Annotated in this window: 20 protein-coding genes and 1 tRNA gene; 10 read left to right on the forward strand and 11 right to left on the reverse strand. The window is 66.1% G+C overall.

The window, feature by feature from the left end; genetic code table 11:
- Positions 1–158: 158 nt before the first annotated feature.
- Positions 159–1,256 carry a tyrosine-type recombinase/integrase gene (locus ACFC2Y_RS15820; protein ID WP_375175537.1) on the forward strand — a complete coding sequence of 366 codons (1,098 nt, stop codon included), beginning with the start codon at positions 159–161 and terminating at the stop codon, positions 1,254–1,256.
- Between the two features lie 23 nt (positions 1,257–1,279).
- Here ACFC2Y_RS15820 and ACFC2Y_RS15825 read toward each other — a convergent pair.
- Both ACFC2Y_RS15825 and ACFC2Y_RS15830 read right to left on the reverse strand, forming a co-directional pair.
- Positions 1,280–1,356 (reverse strand) — tRNA-Arg (locus tag ACFC2Y_RS15825).
- A gap of 85 nt (positions 1,357–1,441) precedes the next feature.
- The gene (locus tag ACFC2Y_RS15830; RefSeq protein ID WP_375175538.1) at positions 1,442–2,455 is read right to left on the reverse strand and encodes a methyltransferase; all 1,014 of its coding nucleotides are present in this window, start codon (positions 2,453–2,455) and stop codon (positions 1,442–1,444) included.
- A 192-nt stretch (positions 2,456–2,647) separates the two neighbouring features.
- Here ACFC2Y_RS15830 and ACFC2Y_RS15835 point away from each other — a divergent pair, with 192 nt between their 5' ends.
- The 7 genes from ACFC2Y_RS15835 to ACFC2Y_RS15865 all read left to right on the forward strand — a co-directional run bounded on the left by ACFC2Y_RS15835 (position 2,648) and on the right by ACFC2Y_RS15865 (position 9,960).
- On the forward strand, positions 2,648–3,529 hold the full coding sequence (locus tag ACFC2Y_RS15835) for a LysR family transcriptional regulator (protein ID WP_375175539.1): 882 nt from the start codon (positions 2,648–2,650) through the stop codon (positions 3,527–3,529).
- A gap of 103 nt (positions 3,530–3,632) precedes the next feature.
- Entirely contained in the window at positions 3,633–4,103 is a 471-nt protein-coding gene (locus tag ACFC2Y_RS15840) for a formate dehydrogenase subunit gamma (protein WP_375175540.1), read from the forward strand.
- Complete coding sequence (locus ACFC2Y_RS15845; RefSeq protein WP_375175541.1) at positions 4,100–5,626, forward strand: formate dehydrogenase beta subunit; 1,527 nt, start codon at positions 4,100–4,102, stop codon at positions 5,624–5,626. Before ACFC2Y_RS15840 ends, ACFC2Y_RS15845 begins: the two co-directional genes overlap by 4 nt.
- A 163-nt stretch (positions 5,627–5,789) precedes the next feature.
- On the forward strand, positions 5,790–6,005 hold the full coding sequence (locus tag ACFC2Y_RS15850) for a DUF4287 domain-containing protein (protein WP_375175542.1): 216 nt from the start codon (positions 5,790–5,792) through the stop codon (positions 6,003–6,005).
- Positions 6,006–6,009: 4 nt separating this feature from the next.
- Positions 6,010–8,934: a formate dehydrogenase subunit alpha gene (gene fdhF, locus ACFC2Y_RS15855; RefSeq protein ID WP_375175543.1), complete on the forward strand. Its 2,925-nt coding sequence runs from the start codon at positions 6,010–6,012 to the stop codon at positions 8,932–8,934.
- Positions 8,931–9,746 carry a formate dehydrogenase accessory sulfurtransferase FdhD gene (fdhD, locus tag ACFC2Y_RS15860; RefSeq protein ID WP_375175544.1) on the forward strand — a complete coding sequence of 272 codons (816 nt, stop codon included), beginning with the start codon at positions 8,931–8,933 and terminating at the stop codon, positions 9,744–9,746. The genes fdhF and fdhD overlap by 4 nt, the downstream gene beginning before the upstream one ends.
- A complete protein-coding gene (locus tag ACFC2Y_RS15865; protein ID WP_375175545.1) occupies positions 9,736–9,960 on the forward strand; it encodes a formate dehydrogenase subunit delta in 225 nt (74 codons plus the stop codon). The genes fdhD and ACFC2Y_RS15865 overlap by 11 nt, the downstream gene beginning before the upstream one ends.
- 99 nt (positions 9,961–10,059) lie before the next feature.
- Here the strand turns inward: ACFC2Y_RS15865 and ACFC2Y_RS15870 are convergent, their stop codons facing one another.
- From ACFC2Y_RS15870 to ACFC2Y_RS15880, 3 genes are read right to left on the reverse strand one after another with little or no spacing between them, the layout of a single operon-like run.
- Positions 10,060–11,121 (reverse strand): DUF1513 domain-containing protein, encoded by a 1,062-nt coding sequence (locus tag ACFC2Y_RS15870; RefSeq protein WP_375175546.1) that lies wholly within the window; start codon positions 11,119–11,121, stop codon positions 10,060–10,062.
- A gap of 1 nt (position 11,122) precedes the next feature.
- Positions 11,123–12,094, reverse strand: coding sequence for an imelysin family protein (locus ACFC2Y_RS15875; RefSeq protein WP_375175547.1), 972 nt, complete (start codon positions 12,092–12,094; stop codon positions 11,123–11,125).
- Positions 12,095–12,102: 8 nt separating this feature from the next.
- Positions 12,103–13,653: a di-heme oxidoredictase family protein gene (locus tag ACFC2Y_RS15880; protein WP_375175548.1), complete on the reverse strand. Its 1,551-nt coding sequence runs from the start codon at positions 13,651–13,653 to the stop codon at positions 12,103–12,105.
- Between the two features lie 135 nt (positions 13,654–13,788).
- Here ACFC2Y_RS15880 and ACFC2Y_RS15885 point away from each other — a divergent pair, with 135 nt between their 5' ends.
- Entirely contained in the window at positions 13,789–14,373 is a 585-nt protein-coding gene (locus ACFC2Y_RS15885) for a YdeI family protein (protein WP_375175549.1), read from the forward strand.
- 32 nt (positions 14,374–14,405) lie between these two features.
- Here the strand turns inward: ACFC2Y_RS15885 and bfr are convergent, their stop codons facing one another.
- The 4 genes from bfr to ACFC2Y_RS15905 all read right to left on the reverse strand — a co-directional run bounded on the left by bfr (position 14,406) and on the right by ACFC2Y_RS15905 (position 17,013).
- Positions 14,406–14,891 (reverse strand): bacterioferritin, encoded by a 486-nt coding sequence (gene bfr, locus ACFC2Y_RS15890; protein WP_375175550.1) that lies wholly within the window; start codon positions 14,889–14,891, stop codon positions 14,406–14,408.
- A 106-nt stretch (positions 14,892–14,997) separates the two neighbouring features.
- Positions 14,998–15,243: a bacterioferritin-associated ferredoxin gene (locus ACFC2Y_RS15895; protein ID WP_375175551.1), complete on the reverse strand. Its 246-nt coding sequence runs from the start codon at positions 15,241–15,243 to the stop codon at positions 14,998–15,000.
- A 56-nt stretch (positions 15,244–15,299) separates the two neighbouring features.
- Positions 15,300–16,559, reverse strand: coding sequence for an imelysin family protein (locus tag ACFC2Y_RS15900; RefSeq protein ID WP_375175552.1), 1,260 nt, complete (start codon positions 16,557–16,559; stop codon positions 15,300–15,302).
- 16 nt (positions 16,560–16,575) lie between these two features.
- Positions 16,576–17,013 carry a hypothetical protein gene (locus ACFC2Y_RS15905; protein WP_375175553.1) on the reverse strand — a complete coding sequence of 146 codons (438 nt, stop codon included), beginning with the start codon at positions 17,011–17,013 and terminating at the stop codon, positions 16,576–16,578.
- A 244-nt stretch (positions 17,014–17,257) separates the two neighbouring features.
- Between ACFC2Y_RS15905 and ACFC2Y_RS15910 the strand changes: the two genes are divergently transcribed.
- A complete protein-coding gene (locus ACFC2Y_RS15910) occupies positions 17,258–18,550 on the forward strand; it encodes a flavin-dependent oxidoreductase (protein WP_375175554.1) in 1,293 nt (430 codons plus the stop codon).
- A gap of 3 nt (positions 18,551–18,553) precedes the next feature.
- On the opposite strand, the gene gph is transcribed toward ACFC2Y_RS15910, so the two are convergent.
- Positions 18,554–19,207 (reverse strand): phosphoglycolate phosphatase, encoded by a 654-nt coding sequence (gene gph, locus ACFC2Y_RS15915; RefSeq protein WP_375186457.1) that lies wholly within the window; start codon positions 19,205–19,207, stop codon positions 18,554–18,556.
- A complete protein-coding gene (locus tag ACFC2Y_RS15920; RefSeq protein ID WP_375175556.1) occupies positions 19,200–21,146 on the reverse strand; it encodes an acetoacetate--CoA ligase in 1,947 nt (648 codons plus the stop codon). Before ACFC2Y_RS15920 ends, gph begins: the two co-directional genes overlap by 8 nt.
- Positions 21,147–21,287 lie beyond the last annotated feature (141 nt).

Genomic DNA, 21,287 nt, shown 5'->3' on the forward strand with positions numbered 1-21,287 from the left:
ATGGGAGCACCGATTTTCACCGAGGCCGAGCTCCGCCGCGCCATGAAGGTTGCCGGTGAATTCGGCGCGATCGTGGAAATCTGCCCCCGCAAAGGGACGATGCGCCTTGTCCCGGCAGCGAGTGAACCGCTACCGTCGCGAGGATCGGGGGGAGTAACATGCGACGAAATATTCGGGGGCACGTCAGGTTGAAACACCTCAACGCCTCCGGCCTCTGGCCGTCTGGAAACGTCCGCTTCTACTATCGTCCGAAAGGTCAGAAGGGCATCCCCATGCCCGACCTCAAACCAGATCACCCCGATTTCCTGGCAGCCTATCTCAGCGCGTCGAACGGACAGGCTCCAGGTCCAGAGAAGGCCGTCACCGGCACCATAGCGGCCGGCGTCATGGCGTACCTGCGATCGGACGTCTATCTCGCCCTGGCGCCATCTACCCGTGGCGTCTGGCGCCGGTACCTGGACGACATTCGCGACCGGTATGGCAAGGCGACGATGGAGACCCTTCAGCCAAAACACATCCGTCAGGATCTCACCCAATTCGCCGCGCACCCTGCGAACAACCGCCTGAAGGTTTGGCGCGGGCTTTGCAAATGGTGGCTGGCTGCCGGGCTGATCGAGGACAATCCCGCGAAACACGTCGAGAGACGGAAGACCCCGCCAGCACAAGGGGCGATCCCATGGTCTAGGGCCGACATGCAGACATTTCGGGAGTATTGGCCGGTTGGGAGCCAAGAGCGCCTGGCATTCGAACTGATGTACCAGACCTGCGCCTCGATCGGGGATATGACGCGGCTCGGCCCCAACATGGTCAAGGATGGATGGCTAACCTACTCCCGACAGAAATCAGATAGCACGGCTGTATGCCCGTGGACCGCTCCGGCGCCGGACTGGTTCGAGCCCAGCGAATACCTGCATGAGTGCATCGAAGCGGCTCCGAAAGGGATTACGTTTCTCCTGACCGCCCAGAAGCGCCCACGCGGTGCCAAGGGCGCCGCCTCGTGGTTCTCCGGGATCTGCTCAACTGCGGGCCTGCCCAACCATTCGGCCCACGGGATTCGGAAAGGCCGGGCCGCGATCTTCAAGGAGAACGGCGCGACGGCCGACCAACGCATGGCAATTTTGGGCCATGAGACCGAGGAAGAAGCGCAGAACTATAGCAAGAGCGCGGACCTCGTCCGGATCATATCAGGAACGGAAAAGTTCCAACTTTTGGAACCGGTTCCAACTCCGAAGAAAAAACGCAAGCAAATCAAATAGCTTGCGACCATGTAATGGGGAAGTGGCGCACCCATCAGGATTCGAACCTGAGGCCTCTGCCTTCGGAGGGCAGCGCTCTATCCAGCTGAGCTATGGGTGCCGCACCGGGGGCTATAGGGCAAAGATCGCAGGCTCGCAATCGCAAATCCGACCGGCACCGCCAGAACCTTGATCCGGCCCCTTGGTCAGGCCGCACGGCGCCCAACGGCCAGTTTGGTCATCTCGGGGTTCATCTCCATCACCTCGACCTTGTCGAAACCGCCCTCGCCCATCTCGCTGGTCAGGGTCGCCGTATCGACCGAGCGCGCCTCCGGCGTGAAGGCCGTGTGCTGCAACTGCCAGAGCGCGGCGAGGCCCGGGCCGCTGCGGTCCGCCTCCACCATGAAGTCGTGTAGGATCAGCCGACCGCCGGGGTCCAGCGCCGCGTGGGCATCGCTGATCAGGTCGTCGTGGAACTCTCCCGGCACCCCGGAGAAGAGATAGGACATCAGCACCACGTCCTGCCCGCCCGGCCAGTCGGTCTCCAGCGCATTGCCTTCGACATAGGTGATGCGGTCCGATAGCCCCGCCTTTTCCACATACGTCCGGCCAAGCGCGGCGACATTAGGGAAATCGACGATCGTGGCTGTCAGCTCCGGAAATGTTTTGCATAGGGTGATCGCAAAGGCCCCCGTTCCCCCGCCCACATCCAGCAGCCTGCGCGCCTCGGACAGGTCGATCTTCTTCGCCAGCTGCCGCGCCGGGCCGAGCGAGCCTGCATGCTGGCTCTCGGAATAGAGCCGCGCCTGTTCGGGGTCGGAAAACCATTGCTCGTAGCTCGCCGTGGCATCCTCGGTCAGCGTGCCCTTCACCGCCCCCTCCAGCTGATTCAGTAGCGGATACATCTGCCGGCCGACCTGGAGACGCAGGTAATCGCCGAAATCATATTTCGCGCCCTTGACCAGAAAGGCCTCCGCCGCCGGGGAATTGGCAAATCTGCCCGCCTCGACCACCAGCAATCCCAGCCCTGCCAGCGCGGTCATCAGCGTCTCTGCCCGGTCGCGGTGGATCCCCGTGGCCGCGGCCATATCCTCTGCCGTCCTGGGGCCTTCCGCCAGATGCGTGAAGAGCTTGAGGTCGAGCGCGACGAACAAGGCCTTGGATCCCATGAATCCGAAGGCAATATTGGAAATCTCGTCGGCTTCGGTGGCCGGGGACATGGCATTCTCCGTCAGTGTTGAGGGTGCGGGCAGTCTAGCCGGCCCATGGCGCGGGTGCCACACTGTGGCCCACAGGCAACTTGGATCGGGGCCCAAATGCCCGCGATTGGGGCAAGTCATTAAAACCGTCGCTCAATATGGCCGGCAATGATAGGCAACATCTATCAATTCGCGCGTGGACCATCGACACTCATGATCAACAAGCTCGAAATGCTCATCGCGCTGGCCCGGGAACAGCATTTCGGACGCGCGGCGCAAAGCCTCTCGATCACCCAGCCCACCCTTTCGGCCGGGATCCGGCAGCTGGAAGACCACCTCGGGGTCAAGCTGGTGGAACGAGGATCACGTTTCGGCGGGCTGACACCCGAAGGCCAGCGCGCCCTCGTCATGGCCCGCCAGATCGTCGGCGACGCCCGCCGCCTGCGTGATGAGATGCGGGTCAAGCGCGACGGGCTGACCGGGCGGTTGCGTCTGGGCGTGATCCCCACGGCGCTGACCTGGGCCTCGCACCTCGCCGCGCGGATGACAGAACGCCACCCCGGCATCGCCTTCACGATCAGGTCAAGTTCGTCGAGCAACGTGCTGAACATGATGGAAAATCTGGAGATCGACGCCGGGATCACCTACCTCGACAACGAACCGCTCGGCCGCGTCTCCACCGTCGACCTTTACCGCGAAACCTACCGCCTGGTCTGCCACGCCCGCCACCCCTTGGCCGCCCGGTCCAGCCTGACCTGGGCGGAGGTGGCGCAGCAGAAACTCTGCCTGCTGACGCCGGAAATGCAGAACCGCCGGATCATCAACCGCAATTTCATGGAGGTCGGCACCAGCCCCACCCCGATGATCGAGGCCAATTCGACGGTCGTCCTCACCTCCACCGTGGCCCGTGGCGACTGGGTGACGATCCTGCCCGGCGATATTGCCGAATTTCTCACCTCCGGTCGCTCCCTGACGACCGTGCCGATCGAGGGCGGAACGCAGAGCTACACCGTCGGACTGATCACGGAATATCAGGAACCGCATACCCCCGTGATCGGCGCCCTGTTGAAGGAAGCGCGGGCGGCGGTCAGGTAGACCCGCTCGAGCAATAGAGATTTCCTATCAACTGACGGAAATGCTATATTGATTGGCGATGAACAATCGGGCACCGGGGGACCAAAGCCACAGGGACACGCCAATGACCGACAGCATCGCCCCTCAGCCAGAGGAAATCCGCGCCGTGATCGCCACGGAACGCCATCGGGAGGGGCCGTTGCTGCCGATCCTGCATGCGCTGCAGGCCGCCTACGGCTACATTCCCGAAACCGCTCTGCCCATCATCGCGGAAACCCTTGGCCTGACGCGGGCCGAAGTGCATGGCGTCATCAGTTTCTACCATGATTTCCGCAGTGCCCCCGCGGCGCGCCACACGGTCAAGATCTGCCGTGCGGAGGCCTGCCAGTCCGTCGGCGCAAATGCCCTGACCGAGGCTGTTCTCGACCGGTTCGGGCTGGACGCCCATGGCACCACGCCCGACGGCCAGGTGACGATAGAGCCTGTCTATTGCCTCGGCCTCTGCGCCTGCGGCCCCGCTGCCATGATCGATGGCAAGGTCCTGGGCCGCGCCGACACCGCAAGGATCACCGCAGCGCTGGAGGTCCCGGCATGAGCGAGATCACGATCTACCTGCCCCTCGATAGCGCCGCCAAGGCCCTGGGCGCGGAAGACGTGGCCACGGCCATCCTCAAGGAGGCCGCCGACCGCGACACCGACATCCGCCTGATCCGCACCGGCACACGCGGCATGATCTGGCTGGAACCCCTGGTCGAGGTGGACCGGGGCGCGGGCCGCATCGCCTATGGCCCCGTCACCCCCGCCGACATCCCCGCGATCCTCGACGGCACGGCCCAAGGGCTCGGCCCCGTCGAGGACATCCCCTTCTTCGCCCGCCAGACCCGCCTGACCTTCGCCCGCTGCGGCGTGATCGACCCGCTCTCGCTCTCCGACTATGAGGCACATGGCGGTCTAACCGGCCTGCGCCGGGCCCTGGGCATGACCTGCGCAGAGATCGTCGAGGAGACCAAGGCCTCCGGCTTGCGCGGTCGTGGCGGCGCGGGCTTCCCGACCGGCATCAAATGGGACACGGTCCGGCAGGCCCAGGCGGACCGCAAATACATCGTCTGCAACGCCGACGAGGGCGACAGCGGCACCTTCGCCGACCGCATGATCATGGAGGGCGACCCCCTCTCTCTGATCGAGGGCATGGTCATCGCGGGCCTCGGCACCGGGGCGACCAAGGGCTTCGTCTACATCCGGTCCGAATACCCCGACGCCATCGACATCATGGACCGCGCCATCCGCATTGCCCGCGAGGGCGGCGTCCTGGGGCTGGACGTACTGGGCTCCGGCTGCACCTTCGACATGGAAATCCGTGTCGGCGCAGGCGCCTATGTCTGCGGCGAGGAAACCTCGCTCCTCAACTCGCTCGAAGGCAAACGCGGCGTGGTCCGCGCCAAACCGCCCCTCCCCGCCCTCGAAGGCGCCTTCGGTAAACCCACGGTGGTCAACAACGTCCTTTCGCTCGCCACCATCCCGGTGATCTTCGAGAAGGGCGCGGCACATTACGCCGACTTCGGCCTCGGCCGGTCGCGTGGCACCATGCCGATCCAGATCGCCGGCAATGTCCGCCACGGCGGCCTCTTCGAAACCGCCTTCGGCCTGCCCCTCGGCGATCTGGTCAACGAGATCGGCGGCGGCACCGCCTCGGGACGCCCGGTCAAGGCGGTGCAGGTCGGCGGCCCCCTGGGCGCCTATTTCGCCCCGCAGCAGTTCGATACCCCCTTCGGATACGAAGAATTCGACGGCGCGGGCGGTCTGATCGGCCACGCCGGGATCACCGTCTTTGACGACACGGCCGACATGCTCGGCATGGCCCGCTTCGCCATGGAGTTTTGCGCCGTGGAAAGCTGCGGCAAATGCACCCCCTGCCGGATCGGTGCGGTGCGCGGCGTCGAAACCATCGACCGCATCGCCGCCGGTGATCCCGATGGCATCCCGCTGCTCACCGATCTCTGCGAGACGATGAAGGACGGCTCCCTCTGCGCGCTCGGGGGATTTACGCCCTACCCGGTGATGTCTGCCCTGCGGCTTTTCCCCGAGGAGTTCGGCACCGCGAAGGAGGCCGCAGAATGACGCGCAACACCCCCTCCCTATCCCTCCCCCTTCAGGGGGAGGGAGTGCGCAAGGCCCGCTCCGCCCCCCATTCCCGCGCCACGCCTGACGACGGCGCGTTCCCCTCCCCCTGTCAGGGGGAGGGTCAGGGAGGGGGTCACCGCGCTCGGACCGGAGCCCCGACATGACCGACAAGCCCAAAGGCCCCGCCTCCTACTTCCCCTCGATCGAGAAAAAGTACGGCCAGCCCGTAAACCACTGGCTGCAGATGGTCCGCGATCGCGCCGACCTCAAGCACATGGAAATCGTGAATTTCCTGAAAACCGAACACGGCCTCGGCCACGGCCATGCCAACGCCCTCGTCGCCCACGAACTGGCCGCCCTCAAGGATAAAGGCTGACACCATGAAAGACTTCATCCTCCCCCCGAAGGACTGGGACATGGGCACGCCCCTCCCCAAAACCGACGCCACCGTCTCGCTAAAAATCGACGGCTTCGACGTGACGGTCCCCGAAGGGACCTCCGTCATGCGCGCCGCCATGGAGGCCGGGATCAAGATCCCCAAACTCTGCGCCACCGACTCGGTCGAGGCCTTTGGCTCCTGCCGCCTATGCCTTGTCGAGATCGAAGGCCGTCGCGGCACCCCCGCCTCCTGCACCACGCCGGTCACCGACGGGATGGAGGTCCGCACCCAGACCGACAAGCTCCACAAACTCCGCAAGGGCGTGATGGAGCTCTACATCTCCGACCACCCCCTCGACTGCCTCACCTGCGCCGCAAATGGCGATTGCGAGCTTCAGGACATGGCCGGCATGACCGGCCTCCGCGACATGCGCTACGCCAAGGGCGACAACCACTACGCCCCGACCACGACCGGCTCGCTGACCATCAACGACCTGCGTGCCAAGGCGACGGACGGCGCCACCAACGCCCGCTACATCCCCAAGGATGACAGCAACCCCTATTTTACCTACGACCCGGCGAAATGCATCGTCTGCTCGCGCTGCGTCCGCGCCTGCGAAGAGGTCCAGGGGACCTTCGCCCTGACCATCGAAGGCCGTGGCTTCGACAGCCGCGTCTCCTTCGGCGCGAAATCCGACGACGCGATGCACTCCGATTGCGTCAGCTGCGGCGCCTGCGTCCAGGCCTGCCCGACCGCCACGCTTCAGGAAAAAAGCGTCGCCGAGATGGGCACCCCCGACCGGTCCGTCCTGACCACCTGCGCCTATTGCGGCGTCGGCTGTTCCTTCAAGGCCGAACTCAACGGCGACAAGCTCGTCCGCATGACGCCCTACAAGCACGGGAAGGCCAACCGGGGTCACTCCTGCGTCAAGGGCCGCTTCGCCTACGGCTACGCTGAACACCCCGACCGCATCCTCAACCCGATGATCCGCGAGAGCATCGACGAGCCTTGGCGCGAGGTCTCGTGGGAGGAGGCCATGGAGTTCACCTCCAATCGCCTCAAGGGCATCCGCGAACAATACGGCCGCAAATCCCTCGGCGTCATCACCTCCTCCCGCTGCACCAACGAGGAAACCTACCTCGTCCAGAAACTCACACGCGCGGTCTTCCAGAACAACAATACCGACACCTGCGCCCGCGTCTGCCACTCGCCGACCGGCTACGGCCTCGGCCAGACCTTCGGCACCTCCGCCGGCACGCAGGACTTCGACTCTGTCGAAGACACCGACATCGCCATCGTCATCGGCGCCAACCCGACCGACGGCCACCCCGTCTTCGCCTCCCGCCTCCGCAAGCGCCTGCGCCAAGGCGCCAAGCTGATCGTCATCGACCCCCGCCGCATCGACCTGCTGTCGACGCCGCACATGGGTGACAAATGGCACCTGCCGCTCCGCCCCGGCACCAACGTCGCGGTCGTCTCCGCCCTCGCCCACGTGATCGTCACCGAAGGGCTGTCGGACGAGGAGTTCATCCGCACCCGCTGCGACTGGGACGAATTCCAGGCCTATGCCGAATTCATCTCCGACCCGCGCCATTCCCCCGAGGCGACTGAACTCCTGACCGGCGTCCCCTCCGCCACCCTGCGCGAGGCCGCCCGCGCCTTCGCCAAAGGCGGCAACGGCGCCATCTACTACGGCCTCGGCGTGACCGAACACTCGCAGGGCTCAACCACAGTCATGGGCATTGCCAACCTCGCCATGCTGACCGGCAACATCGGTCGGCGCGGCGTCGGCGTGAACCCGCTGCGCGGTCAGAACAACGTGCAGGGCTCCTGCGACATGGGATCGTTCCCCCACGAACTCCCCGGCTATCGCCATGTGAAGAACCCCGAGGTCCGCGCGATCTTCGAAAAGGCCTGGGGCGTGGAAATCGACCCCGAGCCCGGCCTGCGCATTCCCAACATGCTCGACGCCGCGGTCGAGGGCACCTTCAAGGCCCTCTACTGTCAGGGCGAGGACATCCTGCAATCCGATCCGGATACGAAACACGTCGCAGCCGGCCTCGCCGCGATGGAATGTGTCATCGTCCACGATCTCTTCCTTAATGAGACGGCGAACTACGCCCACGTCTTCCTCCCCGGCTCCTCCTTCCTCGAAAAGGAGGGCACCTTCACCAATGCCGAGCGCCGTATCAACCGCGTCCGCGAGGTGATGAAGCCGAAGAACGGCTATGCCGACTGGGAGGTCACGCAGCTGCTGGCCAATGCCATGGGCGCCGGATGGCACTACACCCACCCCGCCCAGATCATGGAGGAAATCGCCGCCACCACCCCCGGCTTCGCCAATGTGACCTACGACTTCCTCGAAGAACGTGGCTCGGTTCAATGGCCCTGCAATGACGACGCGCCCGATGGCTCGCCGATCATGCATGTCGACGGCTTCGTCCGCGGCAAGGGGCGTTTCATCGTGACCGAATACGTGGCCACCGACGAAAAGACCGGACCGCGCTTCCCGCTGCTGCTCACCACTGGCCGCATCCTGTCGCAGTATAACGTCGGCGCCCAGACCCGGCGCACCGACAACAACGCCTGGCACGATCAGGACATGCTGGAGATCCACCCCCACGACGCCGAAAACCGCGGCATCCGCGAGGGCGACTGGATCCGGCTCGCCTCCCGCTCCGGCGAGACGACCCTGCGCGCCACGATCACTGACCGCGTGTCCCCCGGCGTCGTCTATACCACCTTCCACCACCCCGACACCCAGGCCAATGTGGTCACCACCGACTTCTCCGACTGGGCCACCAACTGCCCGGAATACAAGGTGACGGCGGTGCAGGTCGCGCCCTCCAACGGGCCTTCGGACTGGCAGGAGGGCTATGCCGCCCAGGCCGCGCAGTCGCGCCGCATCCTGCCCGCGGCCGAATGACCTCGGCCCGCGCCAAAACCCTGCGGATCGGGGGTGGTCCAATAACCCCCGTGACCCGGGCCCTGCCCGAGGAAGTGCCCGTGGCGCTGGTCTACAACGGCACGACCCAGGCGGTGATGATGGCCACCCCCTCGGATCTGGAGGACTTTGCCGTCGGCTTCTCCCTCTCCGAGGGGATCGTCACTACGCCCGAGCAGATCGAGGATCTGACCATCGAAACCCACGCCGCCGGGATCGAATGCCGGATGTGGCTGTCGGAGGATCGGGCGGAGGCCCTGCTGCACCGCCGCCGCGCCATGGCGGGGCCGGTCGGCTGCGGCCTCTGCGGGATCGACAGCCTGGATCAGGTGACCCGCCCCCTGCCCCGCGTCACCGCCGACCCCGGGCTGAGCGTCTCGCAGATCACCGGCGCGACGGAGGCCCTGCGCGCCGCCCAACCCCTGCACGACGAAACCCGCGCGGCCCATGCGGCCGGCTTTATCGACCCCCGGGGCCTGCGCCTGGCGCGCGAGGACGTCGGGCGGCACAACGCCCTCGACAAGGTGATCGGCGCCATGGCTCGTGAAGGCATCGCCCCCGCAACCGGCGCCATCGTCCTGACCTCCCGCGTCTCGATCGAACTGATCCAGAAGACAGCAATGGCGGGCTGTGGCATGCTCATCGCCGTCTCCGCCCCCACCACCCGCGCCGTCGCCACGGCGGATGAGGCCGGTCTGACCCTGATCGCCCTGGCCCGTGGCGAAGGCGCCGAAGTTTTCACCCACCCCGACCGTATCCCCGGCCTGCGCCAAGGAACCGCTCATGTCGCCTGAAAAAATGACCACGATGGCCAACCAGATCGCCACCTTCTTCGTCTCCCAACCCGGCGAGGATCAGGCCGAACGGGTCGCCGCCCATATCAACGATTTCTGGGATCCCCGGATGCGACGGCAACTTCTGGACCACCTCGAGGCAGGTGGCGACGGGCTAAAGCAACTGGTGATCGCCGCACATCCCCATATCCGCGTTCCTGCGGAAACCGCGTGACGCCTCCGGCGGGAGTATTTCGGGAAAGATGAAGACCCGCCCCTTCATTTATTCCGAAATACTCCTGAGAGCGCGAGAGGCTGGCCTCTCGCTCCCGCCCTATCCTACAGGCACCAGATGGTTGTCCCACTGCCGCCCGGCCACCGCCAGCGGCTGAACCCCCTCGCCGACCAGCGCCAGCACACCGCCCAGCCCGTCCGTCGCCATCAGCCCCGCGCCCCGCGCGGCCAGCCCGCAGACGTCCGGGCGCCGCAGCACGCCCTGAAACGCGCCATCTAGCCCGAACAGATGCACCCGCCCACCCCGTGGAGAGGTGATCCCGACCGTCCCGCCCGCCAGCGCGACCGACCCGGCATAGCCGTCCATCGCCAGCTGTTCCGCCAGCGGCGCGGCACACAGGACCGGCGCCGCCTCCCGCCGGTGCAGCCCAAGCAAAGGCGCGGAATCGGGCAGGTCGCCCTGCCATTGCATCGCAAAGGCCACCGTTTCTCCATCCGCCGCGAGATGCCGGATCGAGGCGAGGTGCAGCGCAGGGTCCAGCTCGACCAAGTCCAAAACACCCTCCAGCCCGGCATAGGCCAGATTGGGGCGCATCTCCGGGATGTTCAGCTTCTCCCGCCCGTGGTCGGGATGGGTCCGGATGCCGCCGTTGGCCACGGCCAGCACATCGCCGGGCAGCGCCAGGATCTCATGCGGCCCCACCCCGCCGGAGGGGATCTCGCCAATCCGCCGATACCCCTCGCGCCGCGACCAGAACCCGATCCGGCCTTCTCCGCTGTCGATGTGGTTTTCGGTGGTGCAGAGGATATCGCCCCCCGCGATGAAGGCCCCGTGGCCGTAAAAATGCCGCCCCTCGGGGCTGTCCAGCCGATGCGCCACCTGCCCGGTCACGCAGTCGATGACCAGAGCAAAAGTACCCGGCCGCCGGGCAAAGGCCACGGCCTCCGGCGCGCTTGGATGGGCCGTCGCCGCATGCCCGCGCCCCGGCAGCGGGATCCGAAAGACATCCGCCCCCTCCGCCGTCAGACCGAAGAGCGCATAGCGCCCTTCCGCCTCCCGCGCGGCGGCCAGATAGGCGGGGCTGCCCGCGTCCGCCCAACTCAGCCTCGGCAGGGCGGCGGAGGCCAGCAGGCTTGCCAGGAAACCGCGCCGCGTCGTCATCTCAGTCGCCATCCGCCGAATTGAAACCCTGGGTCACGCCCAGCTGCACACCGATCTCCGCCGCCACCGCATCCCGCGCGGCGCGCACGGACTGTTGAACGATCTCCACCTTCAGCCGACCGGCGGGGTCCGTGACGCTCTCGAAGACAGGATCCTGAAGGTCCTCTGCCTGCGCCAGCGCCATGTCGAAGGCCGCCTCGGTCTTGGGGATCTCCGCCTCGGCCAGATGACCGGCCAGATCGCGCAGCGCCGCGAGGGACAGCAGGACATTGCGCAGGGACCGCTCCGACCGCCGCGCCTCCGCCCGGGTCGGGCGGGGCCGCTCGAACGTGCCGAGGGGACGGCCAAGCCGTTGATCCGCCGTGAATTCCAGCCCCGCCATCAGCGCGGTGTAAAGCCGCTGATCGGCCTCCTTCGCGGTGAGATAGGTGGTATTTCCCTCCTTCCCCGCCTGCCGCATCAGATCCGCATGGTCGGCCCAATCGCGGTCGATCTCGCCCGCCATGCGCGACAGGTCGCGGGCCACCGCCCGCACCAGTCGACAGGCGTAGTCCTCCCGCCCGTAGCCCGCGTACTCCGGATCGAAAAGCAACCGTTCCAGCGCAAACAGCCCGCGCCCGGCCACGGAAACCTCCGCAAAGCCGGCCGCATCTTTTACCACGTCATCCTCATCCGCGATCAGCCCGGCAACGGTCGTGGCCACCATCCCGCGCTTGTCCGGCCAGAAGGCCACGGCCAGCGCGCGCCCCTCCTCCTCCAGCGGGCCAAACGCGAGGTGGCTGATCCCCATCCAGGCATCGAAGGCGTTGTGATAGGAGGGGCGCAGCGCCTCCGCGGTGCAATCCGCCTCCGCGTTGACCATCAGCGCCCGGCTCTGCACCGCGAAACTGTGGACACGCGGCAGGATATGATTATCCACCGCCTCCCGCACCCCCGCGGTGGCGGGGGTGGCGATCAAAAGCGCCAAGGTCATCGCTCTTATCATAGGCTCTCCAGATATCGGATCAGGTCAGCGCGGTCCTGCGGTGTCAGCCGGGTGACATGATCCCGGGCGGGCTGCGCCTCTCCACCATGCCACAGAACCGCCTCAAGTAGCGAGCGCGCGCGCCCGTCGTGCAGGTAGGTGCTGTGCCCGTTCAACTGCGGCGTCAGCCCGATCCCCCAGAGCGGCGCAGTCCGCCATTCGCGGCCCGTGGCCCGCCCCTCCGGACGGTAATCGGCCAGCCCCTCGCCCATATCGTGCAGCAGCAGATCGGTATGGGGCCAGATCAGCTGGAACGACTGCGCCGTCTGCCCGTCCAGCCGGTCGGTGACGAACTTCGGCACATGGCAGGCGGGGCAGCCGGCCTCGTAGAACACCCGCTTGCCGTTCAGTACCTCCGGCGCCTCCGCCTCGCGCCGGGTCGGCACGCCAAGGTTGCGCGCATAAAAGACCACCAGATCCAGCCCCGTCGCGTCGATCTCCTGCCCCCGCGCATCGCCATCCCCATGCGGCGCGGCCCGGCAGGCCCCCTGCGCCAGGGTGCAATCGCCCCAGGGATCGGGGACCACCGGCGAGGAAATCCCGATGTCCCCGGAGAACGCCGCCGCGCTTTGATCGCGGACTGTCGCCATGCCCGCCTTCCAGCCGAACCGGCCCAGCATCGGGCGTTTGTGACCCGCTGACCAGACCACCTGAGCCCGGCCCGAAATCCCGTCGCCATCCACATCGTCAGGGTCGGCATGGGCCAGGATATCCGCCGCCGGGATCGCCTCCAGCAAGCCCAGTCCGATCATCTGCGGCGCCACCCGGGCCGAGAGCATCGCGCCCTCCGCCAGCGGACCATAGCCCAGATCCGCCACGGCCCATGTCGGTTTGCGCAGGCTGGCGCTTTCGCCGTTCATGGCCACGGGGATTTCTTCCCAGGTGACCGACACCCGGGCTTCGGCCGCCATCCCGGCCAGGCCGAAATCCTGTATCTGGCGGCCATAGACCGGGTCCGGCCGGGTCCGCGCACCAAGCGCTCCATGCGCCTGCAGATAGGCCTCGATCTGCGTCAGTTCCGCCCCCTCCGGCGCGGGCACCGAAAGCTGCAGGACCATGGACACCGCGTCATCCTCCGCACCCTCCGGCGGATGGCCGCGCCCGTCCTTCAGATGGCACCGTTGACAGGACCGCGCGTTGTAAAGCGGGCCCAGCCCGTCGGACGCCAGGGTCGAGGAGGGCGAGGACACCCAGAGCTTTTTGAACAGCCCGTTGCCCAGTTTGAACTCCAGCTCCTCCTCGAAACTCAACGAAGCGGAGGGGAGCGAAAAGGCATCCGCATCCGTCCGGGCCCGCACTGTCGCGGCCCCCGCCGGATTGGCCTCGAACCGTTCGGCAGCGGCGAAATCCACCGTGGGCGCCACGACATCGGCAATCCGGGCGGCCTCGGCCTCTGTACGCGGGACCACCGGGAGGAAGGGTCGGCTCAGATCGCGCACCATCTCCTCCGCCACGGCCAGGACAGGCAGGGCAAGGCAGAAGAGGCTGGCAATCAGTGAAAGGCGCATGACGATCTCCGTGACGCTTGGCTGTCACGGTATCCCGAGTCTTTCAATCGGAAAAGAAGCCTCCCCTGCGACATCCCGTCATCGACAAGTCGCCCCCGCCGCGCGACACTCCGTCAAAGATACGGAGGACCCCAGATGAGCGACGCCGCCAAGATCGACGCCTTCTACGCCAAGGACCGCCAGTGGAAGGCAGAAATGCTGGCCCTGCGCGACATCCTGCGCGCCACGCCGCTGACCGAAGAGATGAAGTGGCATCAGCCGATCTACACCTACGACGGCGGCAATGTCGCCATGCCCGCCGGATTCAAGCACCGCTGCGTCCTGTCCTTCCACAAGGGCGTGCTGCTGACGGACCCCGAGGGCGTGCTGATCCCGCCCGGCGACAACAGCCGCGTCGGCCGGATCATCGAGTTTCACGCCCGCGACGACATCGCCCGGCTGAAGGACACGATCATCGCCTATATCGACGAGGCAATCGAGCTGGAGAAATCCGGCGCCAAGGTTGACCTTCCCAAGGACGACCTCGCCCCGCCCGACGAACTGATAGAGGCGCTGGAGGCCGACGACGCCTTGCGCGAGGCCTTCGACGCCCTCACCCCCGGCCGCCGCCGGTCGTGGATCCTGCATATCGGCGGGGCGAAACAGGCGGCGACGCGGGTTGCGCGCATAGAAAAGGCCCGCCCCGCGATCTTCGACGGGAAGGGCCTGAATGATCGGTAGCCGCGCAGGCGGCCACCCTTGAGCGGAAAGGCTTACTCCGCCTCGTTCGCCGGTTTGGCCTGCAGCTGGCCGTATTTCTCGGCGCCGAGCGTCTCGTAGAGCTCCAGCTGGGTTTCGAGGAAGTCGATATGCCCCTCCTCATCCGTGATCAGCTCTTCGAAGAGGTTCTTGGAGACGTAATCGCCAACCGCGTCGCAATGCTTGCGCGCCTCGATATAGAGGTTGCGCGCGTCATGTTCGCCCGCGAGGTCGGCCTCCATCGTCTCTTTCAGGGTCTCGCCGATCCGCAGCGGGTCGAGCTTCTGCAGATTCGGATGGCCGCCAAGGAAGATGATCCGTTGGATCAGCTTGTCGGCATGGTGCATCTCCTCGATGCTTTCGGCGCGCGATTTGTCGGCGACATGGCCGAAACCCCAGTCTTCCTGAAGGCGGTAATGCAGCCAGTACTGGCTGACCGCCGTCAACTCGCTGCGCAATGCGTCGTTGAGATATGCAATGACTTTTTCGTCGCCCTTCATGACATATGTCCTCTGCTAACGGGATGACATAGCATAACCACGCAGCCGGGCATGCCGCAAGGGTATTTTAGAATAATTCTAAACTATAATTACCCAAGTAAATCTGTCATTTAACAGAGAACCGCCCCCGGCCCCGGCGCATGTTCGCCAGCACCGCAGGCACGCCGAGGTTGTCGGATTTTTCCATCGTTCCAATGAAATGGTCCAGGCAGCCGCCGCAGTCGGGCTTCTTGCCAAGCGCGTGATAGACCTTGCCCGGCGTGATAATCGTATCCGGGTCCGACGCGCGCATCCAGTCGATGGCGGCGTGAATATCGCGGTCCGAAATGCTGTTGCAGTGGCAAACGATCATGGTCTGGTATCCGGTGTTGGCGCCGGGCCCTCGTCGGGCCGCGGCTGAGGCAGGGCTTACTGAAAGACCGAATTCGGATCGTCGAGGCTGTCGGAGCCTTCAAACCCGATCTGATCAAGGTTAAGGGCAGAGACCGCCCGTTCGATCGACTTGGTCTGCGACACGAGGCCATCGACCGCGGACATGATCAGCGCCTCGCCCGCGGCATTGCCGCGCGCCAGCATCTGATCGTAGGAGAACCCGCCCTCGGCCGCGGCCTTGAGCTGCCCCAGCTCGCCCATGGTGTAGTCGAGCGCCGCGCGCAGTTCCGCATCCACTTGCGGATCGGCCGCAGCGACCAGCTCCGACAGCGAAGCGCCGCTGACCATCGTGCCGTCGATCCCGACATATTCGCCGTAGTAGACATTCCGGATGCCCAGCCCGTCGTAATAGTGGCTGTTGTGGGTGTTGTCGGAGAAACAATCGTGCTCCTCCTCCGGGTCGTTCAGCATGACGCCCAGCTTCATCCGCTCGCCCGCCTGTTCGCCGTAGGACAGTGATCCCATCCCGGTCAGCATGGCGACGATCCCGGCGTCCGGGTCCGCGAGCAGCGTGGCGCGCGCCGCGCCACCTTCGCCCCACTGCGCCGCCATCCAGTCGAGGTCGGAAATCAGCAGATCGGTCGCCGCCACCAGATAGGCCGCGCGGCGGTCGCAATTGCCCCCGGTGCAGGCCTCGCCCGTGGCATAATCGGTGAAGGGACGGTTGCCCGCCCCATGATCCGTGCCGTTCAGGTCCTGCCCCCAAAGCAGGAACTCGATCGCGTGATAGCCGGTCGCGACATTGGATTCGACCTCGTCCGCCTCGTGCAGCACCTCGGCCAGGAACTCCGGCGTGATCGCGCTGGCGTCAACCTCCTCGCCCGAGAGGGTAAAGCTCGGGTTGGCCACAACGTTCAGCGCCGCATATGCGTTCTCGTCCGTCGCCCCGCCATAGCTGGCATCGACATAGTCGATCAGCCCCTCGTCCAGCGGCCAGGCGTTCACCTTGCCTTCCCAGTCGTCGACGATGGCATTACCAAAACGGAAGACCTCGGTCTGCTGATAGGGCACGCGGGCCGCGATCCAGGCGCTGCGGGCCGCCGCCAGGGTTTCGGCCGAGGGTGTGGCGATCAGCGCATCCACCGCCGCTTTCAACACCCTGGCCGAAGCCAGGCTGTCGGAATAGCCCGCCTGGGCGATATCGGCATAGGTGGTCAGGACGTCGGCCTTTTCCACGGCCAGCGCGGGGGCGGCGCACAGGGCGAGAAAGGCGGTGGCTGTTGTCAAACGGGGCATTGGCTATCCTGTTCCTTCAGTTCAATCTGCGACGCGGCACCGGGGCAGTGCGCATCAGGTCGAGGCCCAGGGTCTGGGCCAGGGAAACGGCCAGCGGCGCGACATCGGCCCGCAGCAGCAGACAGGCGATCATCATCGCCTCCTCGCGGTCGTTCACCGCCTGCGAACAGAACAGCGCAAAGACCGCCTCATCCGCGCCGACGCAAACGCAGCCCACCGAATGGCGCATCAGCGGACGGCGCGTGTGGTGCAGGATCATCGCCATGAGGTCGGTGAACCGGGCAAAGACCGCAACCGCCCCCTCGGCCCCCAAACGCCGCGCCAGCTCTTCCCGCAGGGCAGCCTGCCCGCTGTCGCCGTCGCACCACAGACGCAGTGCCCGGACCCACCAGGCCTCGCCCGCGGGCAGATCGGCCAGCTTGCCAACGGCGGAGGCGCCACGGTCAAACTGCACGACAAGACCCCCCTGACGAGGGTCGCGATTGGACGGTGGAAATGGCGCGAAAAGGCATGGTCGATTCCTCTTGCGCCATACCTGACTGTTTCACTCAAAAAAGTCAATTCCGACATATTTGATCGGAATTAAGTGTCGCACCCCACAACACCCCCCCTCGCCCCCGTTTGCTGCGACCATTGCACCGTTGCTTTCATCCCCCCGGATGCTAAAACCCCCCGGATTTGTGAGGGAGGAGAGGTGCATGTCCGGCAAAGAGGTCCTGATCGCGGGCGGCGGCATCGGCGGGTTGTCCATGGCGCTCACGCTGCATCAGATCGGCGTGCCCTGCCGGGTGTTCGAAACGGTCGAGGACCTGCGCCCCCTGGGTGTCGGCGTCAATCTGCAGCCGAACGCGGTGCGGGAACTGCTGGAGATGGGCTTCACCCGCGACGACCTGGACCGGATCGGCCTGCCCGCCCGCGAATGGGCCCTGCTCGGCCTGCGCGGACAGGAAGCCTATTCCGAACCCCGCGGTGAAGAGGCCGGCTACAACTGGCCGCAATATGCCGTGCATCGCGGGCAGCTGCAGATGCTGCTGCTTGAAAAGGTGCAGGAAAAGCTGGGGCCGGATGCCGTGACCCTGGGCGCCCGGGTTGAGGGCTACAGCCAGACCGACAGTGGCGTGACCGCCCATATCCTGCGTACCGACGGCCGCAAGGAAGACGTCACCGGCAGCCTCCTGATCGCCGCTGACGGTCTGCATTCCGCCATCCGCGCCCAGATGTACCCCGACCAGCCGCCGATCCAGTGGGGCGGCGCGGTGATGTGGCGCGGCACGGCCAAGACGCCGCCGATGCGCAGCGGCTCCTCCTTCATCGGGCTGGGTACCTCGCGCCACCGCATGGTGCTCTACCCGATCTCCGCCCCGGATGCCGACGGCCTGGTCACGATGAACTGGATCGCCGAGGTCACCTACGACAACAGCGACGGCTGGCGCTCCGGCAACTGGAACCGCAAGGTGAAGCACGAGGAATTCGTCCATCACTTCGACGGCTGGACCTTTGACTGGCTCGACGTGCCCGCCCTGCTCACCTCGACCGAGGACGTCTGGGAATACCCGATGATCGACCGCGAGCCGGTGCCCAGCTGGCAGGACGGACGCGTCGTGCTGATCGGGGATGCGGCCCATGTCATGTACCCCACAGGGTCGAACGGGGCGAGCCAGGCGATCATCGACGGCCGGGTCCTGGGTGCGAAAATGGTGGAGGCCGGGGTCACCCCCGGCGCCCTGCGCGCCTATGACGAGGCGCTCTGCGAAAAGGTCTCCGCCCTGATCCTGCGCAACCGCGGCGCCGGGCCCTTCTCTCTGCTCAACGTTATCGACGAGCGTTGTGGCGGGGAGTTCGACAATATCGACGACGTGGTCAGTCCGGAGGAGCGGGACGAGATCATGGCGGTCTACAAGAAGGCCGCGGGCTTTGCGATCCAGACCCTGAACGAGGCCCCCCCGACCATCCCGCCGGGGGCCGTGGTGCCGGAACGCGAAACCGCCTGAGGTTCAGAGCAGCCCGTCCACGAGGCCGAGCAGCGTGTCGAACTGATCGAACCGCGCATGATGCGGCAGGGCCTCGGCCGGGGCCTTGCGATAGCCCTCGGTGTAAAGCAGAAACGGCACCCCCGCCGCCTCCGCCGTCTCCGCATCAATTTCGCTGTCGCCGACAAAGATCCTCGGCCCGTCCCGTGCGGCCCTGTCATAGGCGGTCAGCAGCGGCGCCGGATCGGGCTTGCGCACCGGCAACGTATCGCCCCCGATCACCACCTCGAAAAAACCGGCGAGATCAAAGTGATCCAGCACGGCCCGCGTCGGCGCCTCGGGCTTGTTGGTACACAGCAGCAGGGTATGCCCGGCGTCGCGCAAAGCCTTCAGCGCCGCCCGCACGCCCGGATACAGCGAGGTCAGTCCGACCGCCCCCTGATACCGCGCAAGATAGGCGGCGAGCAGCCTCTCCTGCTCCGCCTCCTGAATCCCGCGAACCGCGCGCATCTGCGCCACGAAATTCGCAGCACCGCGACCGACAAAGCTGCGCGCCTCGTCAAGGGTGATCCCCTCAAGCCCCTCTGCCGCCAGCACCGCATTGGCGATGGCGTGGATGTCCGGCGCGCTGTCGATCAGCGTGCCGTCCAGGTCAAAGGCGACCAGCGCCTCAGCCACGCGCAGCCGCATAGGCAAGGAACTGATCGAAACTGTCGGGGTTCGCCATGCTGTCGCGATTCACGACCTTCGCGGCGTCATGACCCAGCAGCAGCTTCTTCACCGGCACCTCCAGCTTCTTGCCCGAGAGGGTGCGCGGGATCTCCGCCACCTCGACAATCTCGTCCGGCAGGAACCGGGCCGAAACGGCCTCGCGGATCGCCAGCTTGATCTTGTCCTGCAACGCCTCGGTCATCGGCCCCGCCTTCGGCACGACAAACAGAACCATGAAACTGTCGCGGCCCAGAAACTCCAGGTCGATCACCAGGCTGTCCATCACCTCGTCCAGCCCCTCCACCGCGCGGTAAATCTCCGACGAGCCGAGCCGCAGCCCACGCCGGTTGATCGTCGCATCGGACCGACCATAGATCACCGACCCGCCCTCCGGCGTGATCTCGATCCAGTCGCCGTGCCGCCAGATGCCCGGGTAGGTGTCGAAATAGCTGTCATGCAGGCGCGACCCGTCCTCATCCCCCCAGAAATACAGCGGCATGGAGGGCAGCGGCTCGGTACAAACCAGCTCCCCCACCTCGCCGATCAGCTCCTGCCCGTCCTCGTCATAGGCCCGGCAGGCATTGCCCAGAAGGCGACACTGCATTTCCCCCGCGCGCACCGGAAGCATCGGATTGCCGCCGACAAAGGCGCCCGCCAGATCCGTCCCGCCGGAAATCGGGGCAAGCCAGAGGTCGCCCTTCACCTCGGAATAGATCCAGTCATAGCCCTCCTGGCTCAGCGGCGAGCCGGTGGAGCCGAGAGAGCGCAGCGCGGACAGGTCAAGCTCCGACCCCGGCCGCACGCCCGCCTTCAGACAGCCTTGGAAAAACGCCGCCCCCGCGCCGAAATAGCTCAGCTTCTCCCGCGCGACCATGCGCCAGACTTCCAGCATGTCGGGATGGTTCGGCGCGCCGTCGAACATCGCGATCGTCGCCCCCTGCCCGAGGGTATTCAGCTGTGAATTCCACATGATCCAGCCCGAGGACGTCAGCCAGCAGAAGCGGTCGTCCGCCCCGATATCCTGATGCAGCGCCTGCTTCGCCCCCTCGATCAGCACACCGCCATGGCCATGCACGATCGGCTTGGGGTTGCCCGTGGTGCCCGAGGAATAGACCACCCAGATCGGGTCGGAGAACTCCACCATCTCCACCTGCGAGGCCTGCCTCTCGGCAATCGCATCGTCCCAGAGCGTCCAGCCCGCCCCGTCCCCCACCACAGGCCGCATGATCTTGTGCTCCAGCGTTGGCAGTTCCGCCGCCAGGTCGGTCAGAACGCCGGTCTTGTCATAGGTCTTGCCGCCATGGACATAGCCGTCCTGCGCGATCAGCACCTTGGGTTCGATCTGCTTGAACCGGTCGAGGATCGCAACATGGCCCATGTCCGGCGCGCATAGCGACCAGATTGCCCCCAGCCCGGCCACCGCCATGAAGGCCACCATCGACTCGGCGGTATTGGGCAGCACCGCGACCACCCGGTCGCCCTTGCCCACGCCCATGCCCCGCAACGTCGCCTGCAACGCGCCGACCTGCTGGTCCAGCTCGCGCCAGCTCAGCTCCACCCGGCCATCGGTTTCGGACTGGCTGACGATGGCCTGCGCATCGGGCTTTTCCTTCGCAAACCGAAGCAGTTGCGCGACAAGGTTCGTCTGCGCGCCGGGGAACCAGTCGGCCCCGGGCATCTTGCGCTCCGGCAGCACCTCGGTCCAGCCGCTGACGGGGAGATCACAGAAGTCGATGATCGCGGTCCAGAAGCCCTCGAGGTCGGACACCGACCACGCCCACATCGCCTGATACCCGTCGAACTCCAGCCCGCGATTGTCCTTCAGCCAGCGTTCGAAGGCGGCCATGCGGGTCGCGGCGGCGCGCTCCGCGCTCGGGGTCCAGAGAATGGGTCTGTCGTCGGGCATCTGCGCTCCTCCTCGATCGCATGCGTCGTGAATTGGTGGCAAGTTCCGGCGGAAAGGGGAAGGGGGATCGGGGGTTTTTCCCGTTCCATGGGATCACTTGCGGGGTTGCGGGCCCTCCTGGCGCGTCTGTAACGCGGGCTG

The organism is Pseudooceanicola sp. (assembly GCF_041987405.1).
GTDB lineage: Bacteria > Pseudomonadota > Alphaproteobacteria > Rhodobacterales > Rhodobacteraceae > Pseudooceanicola.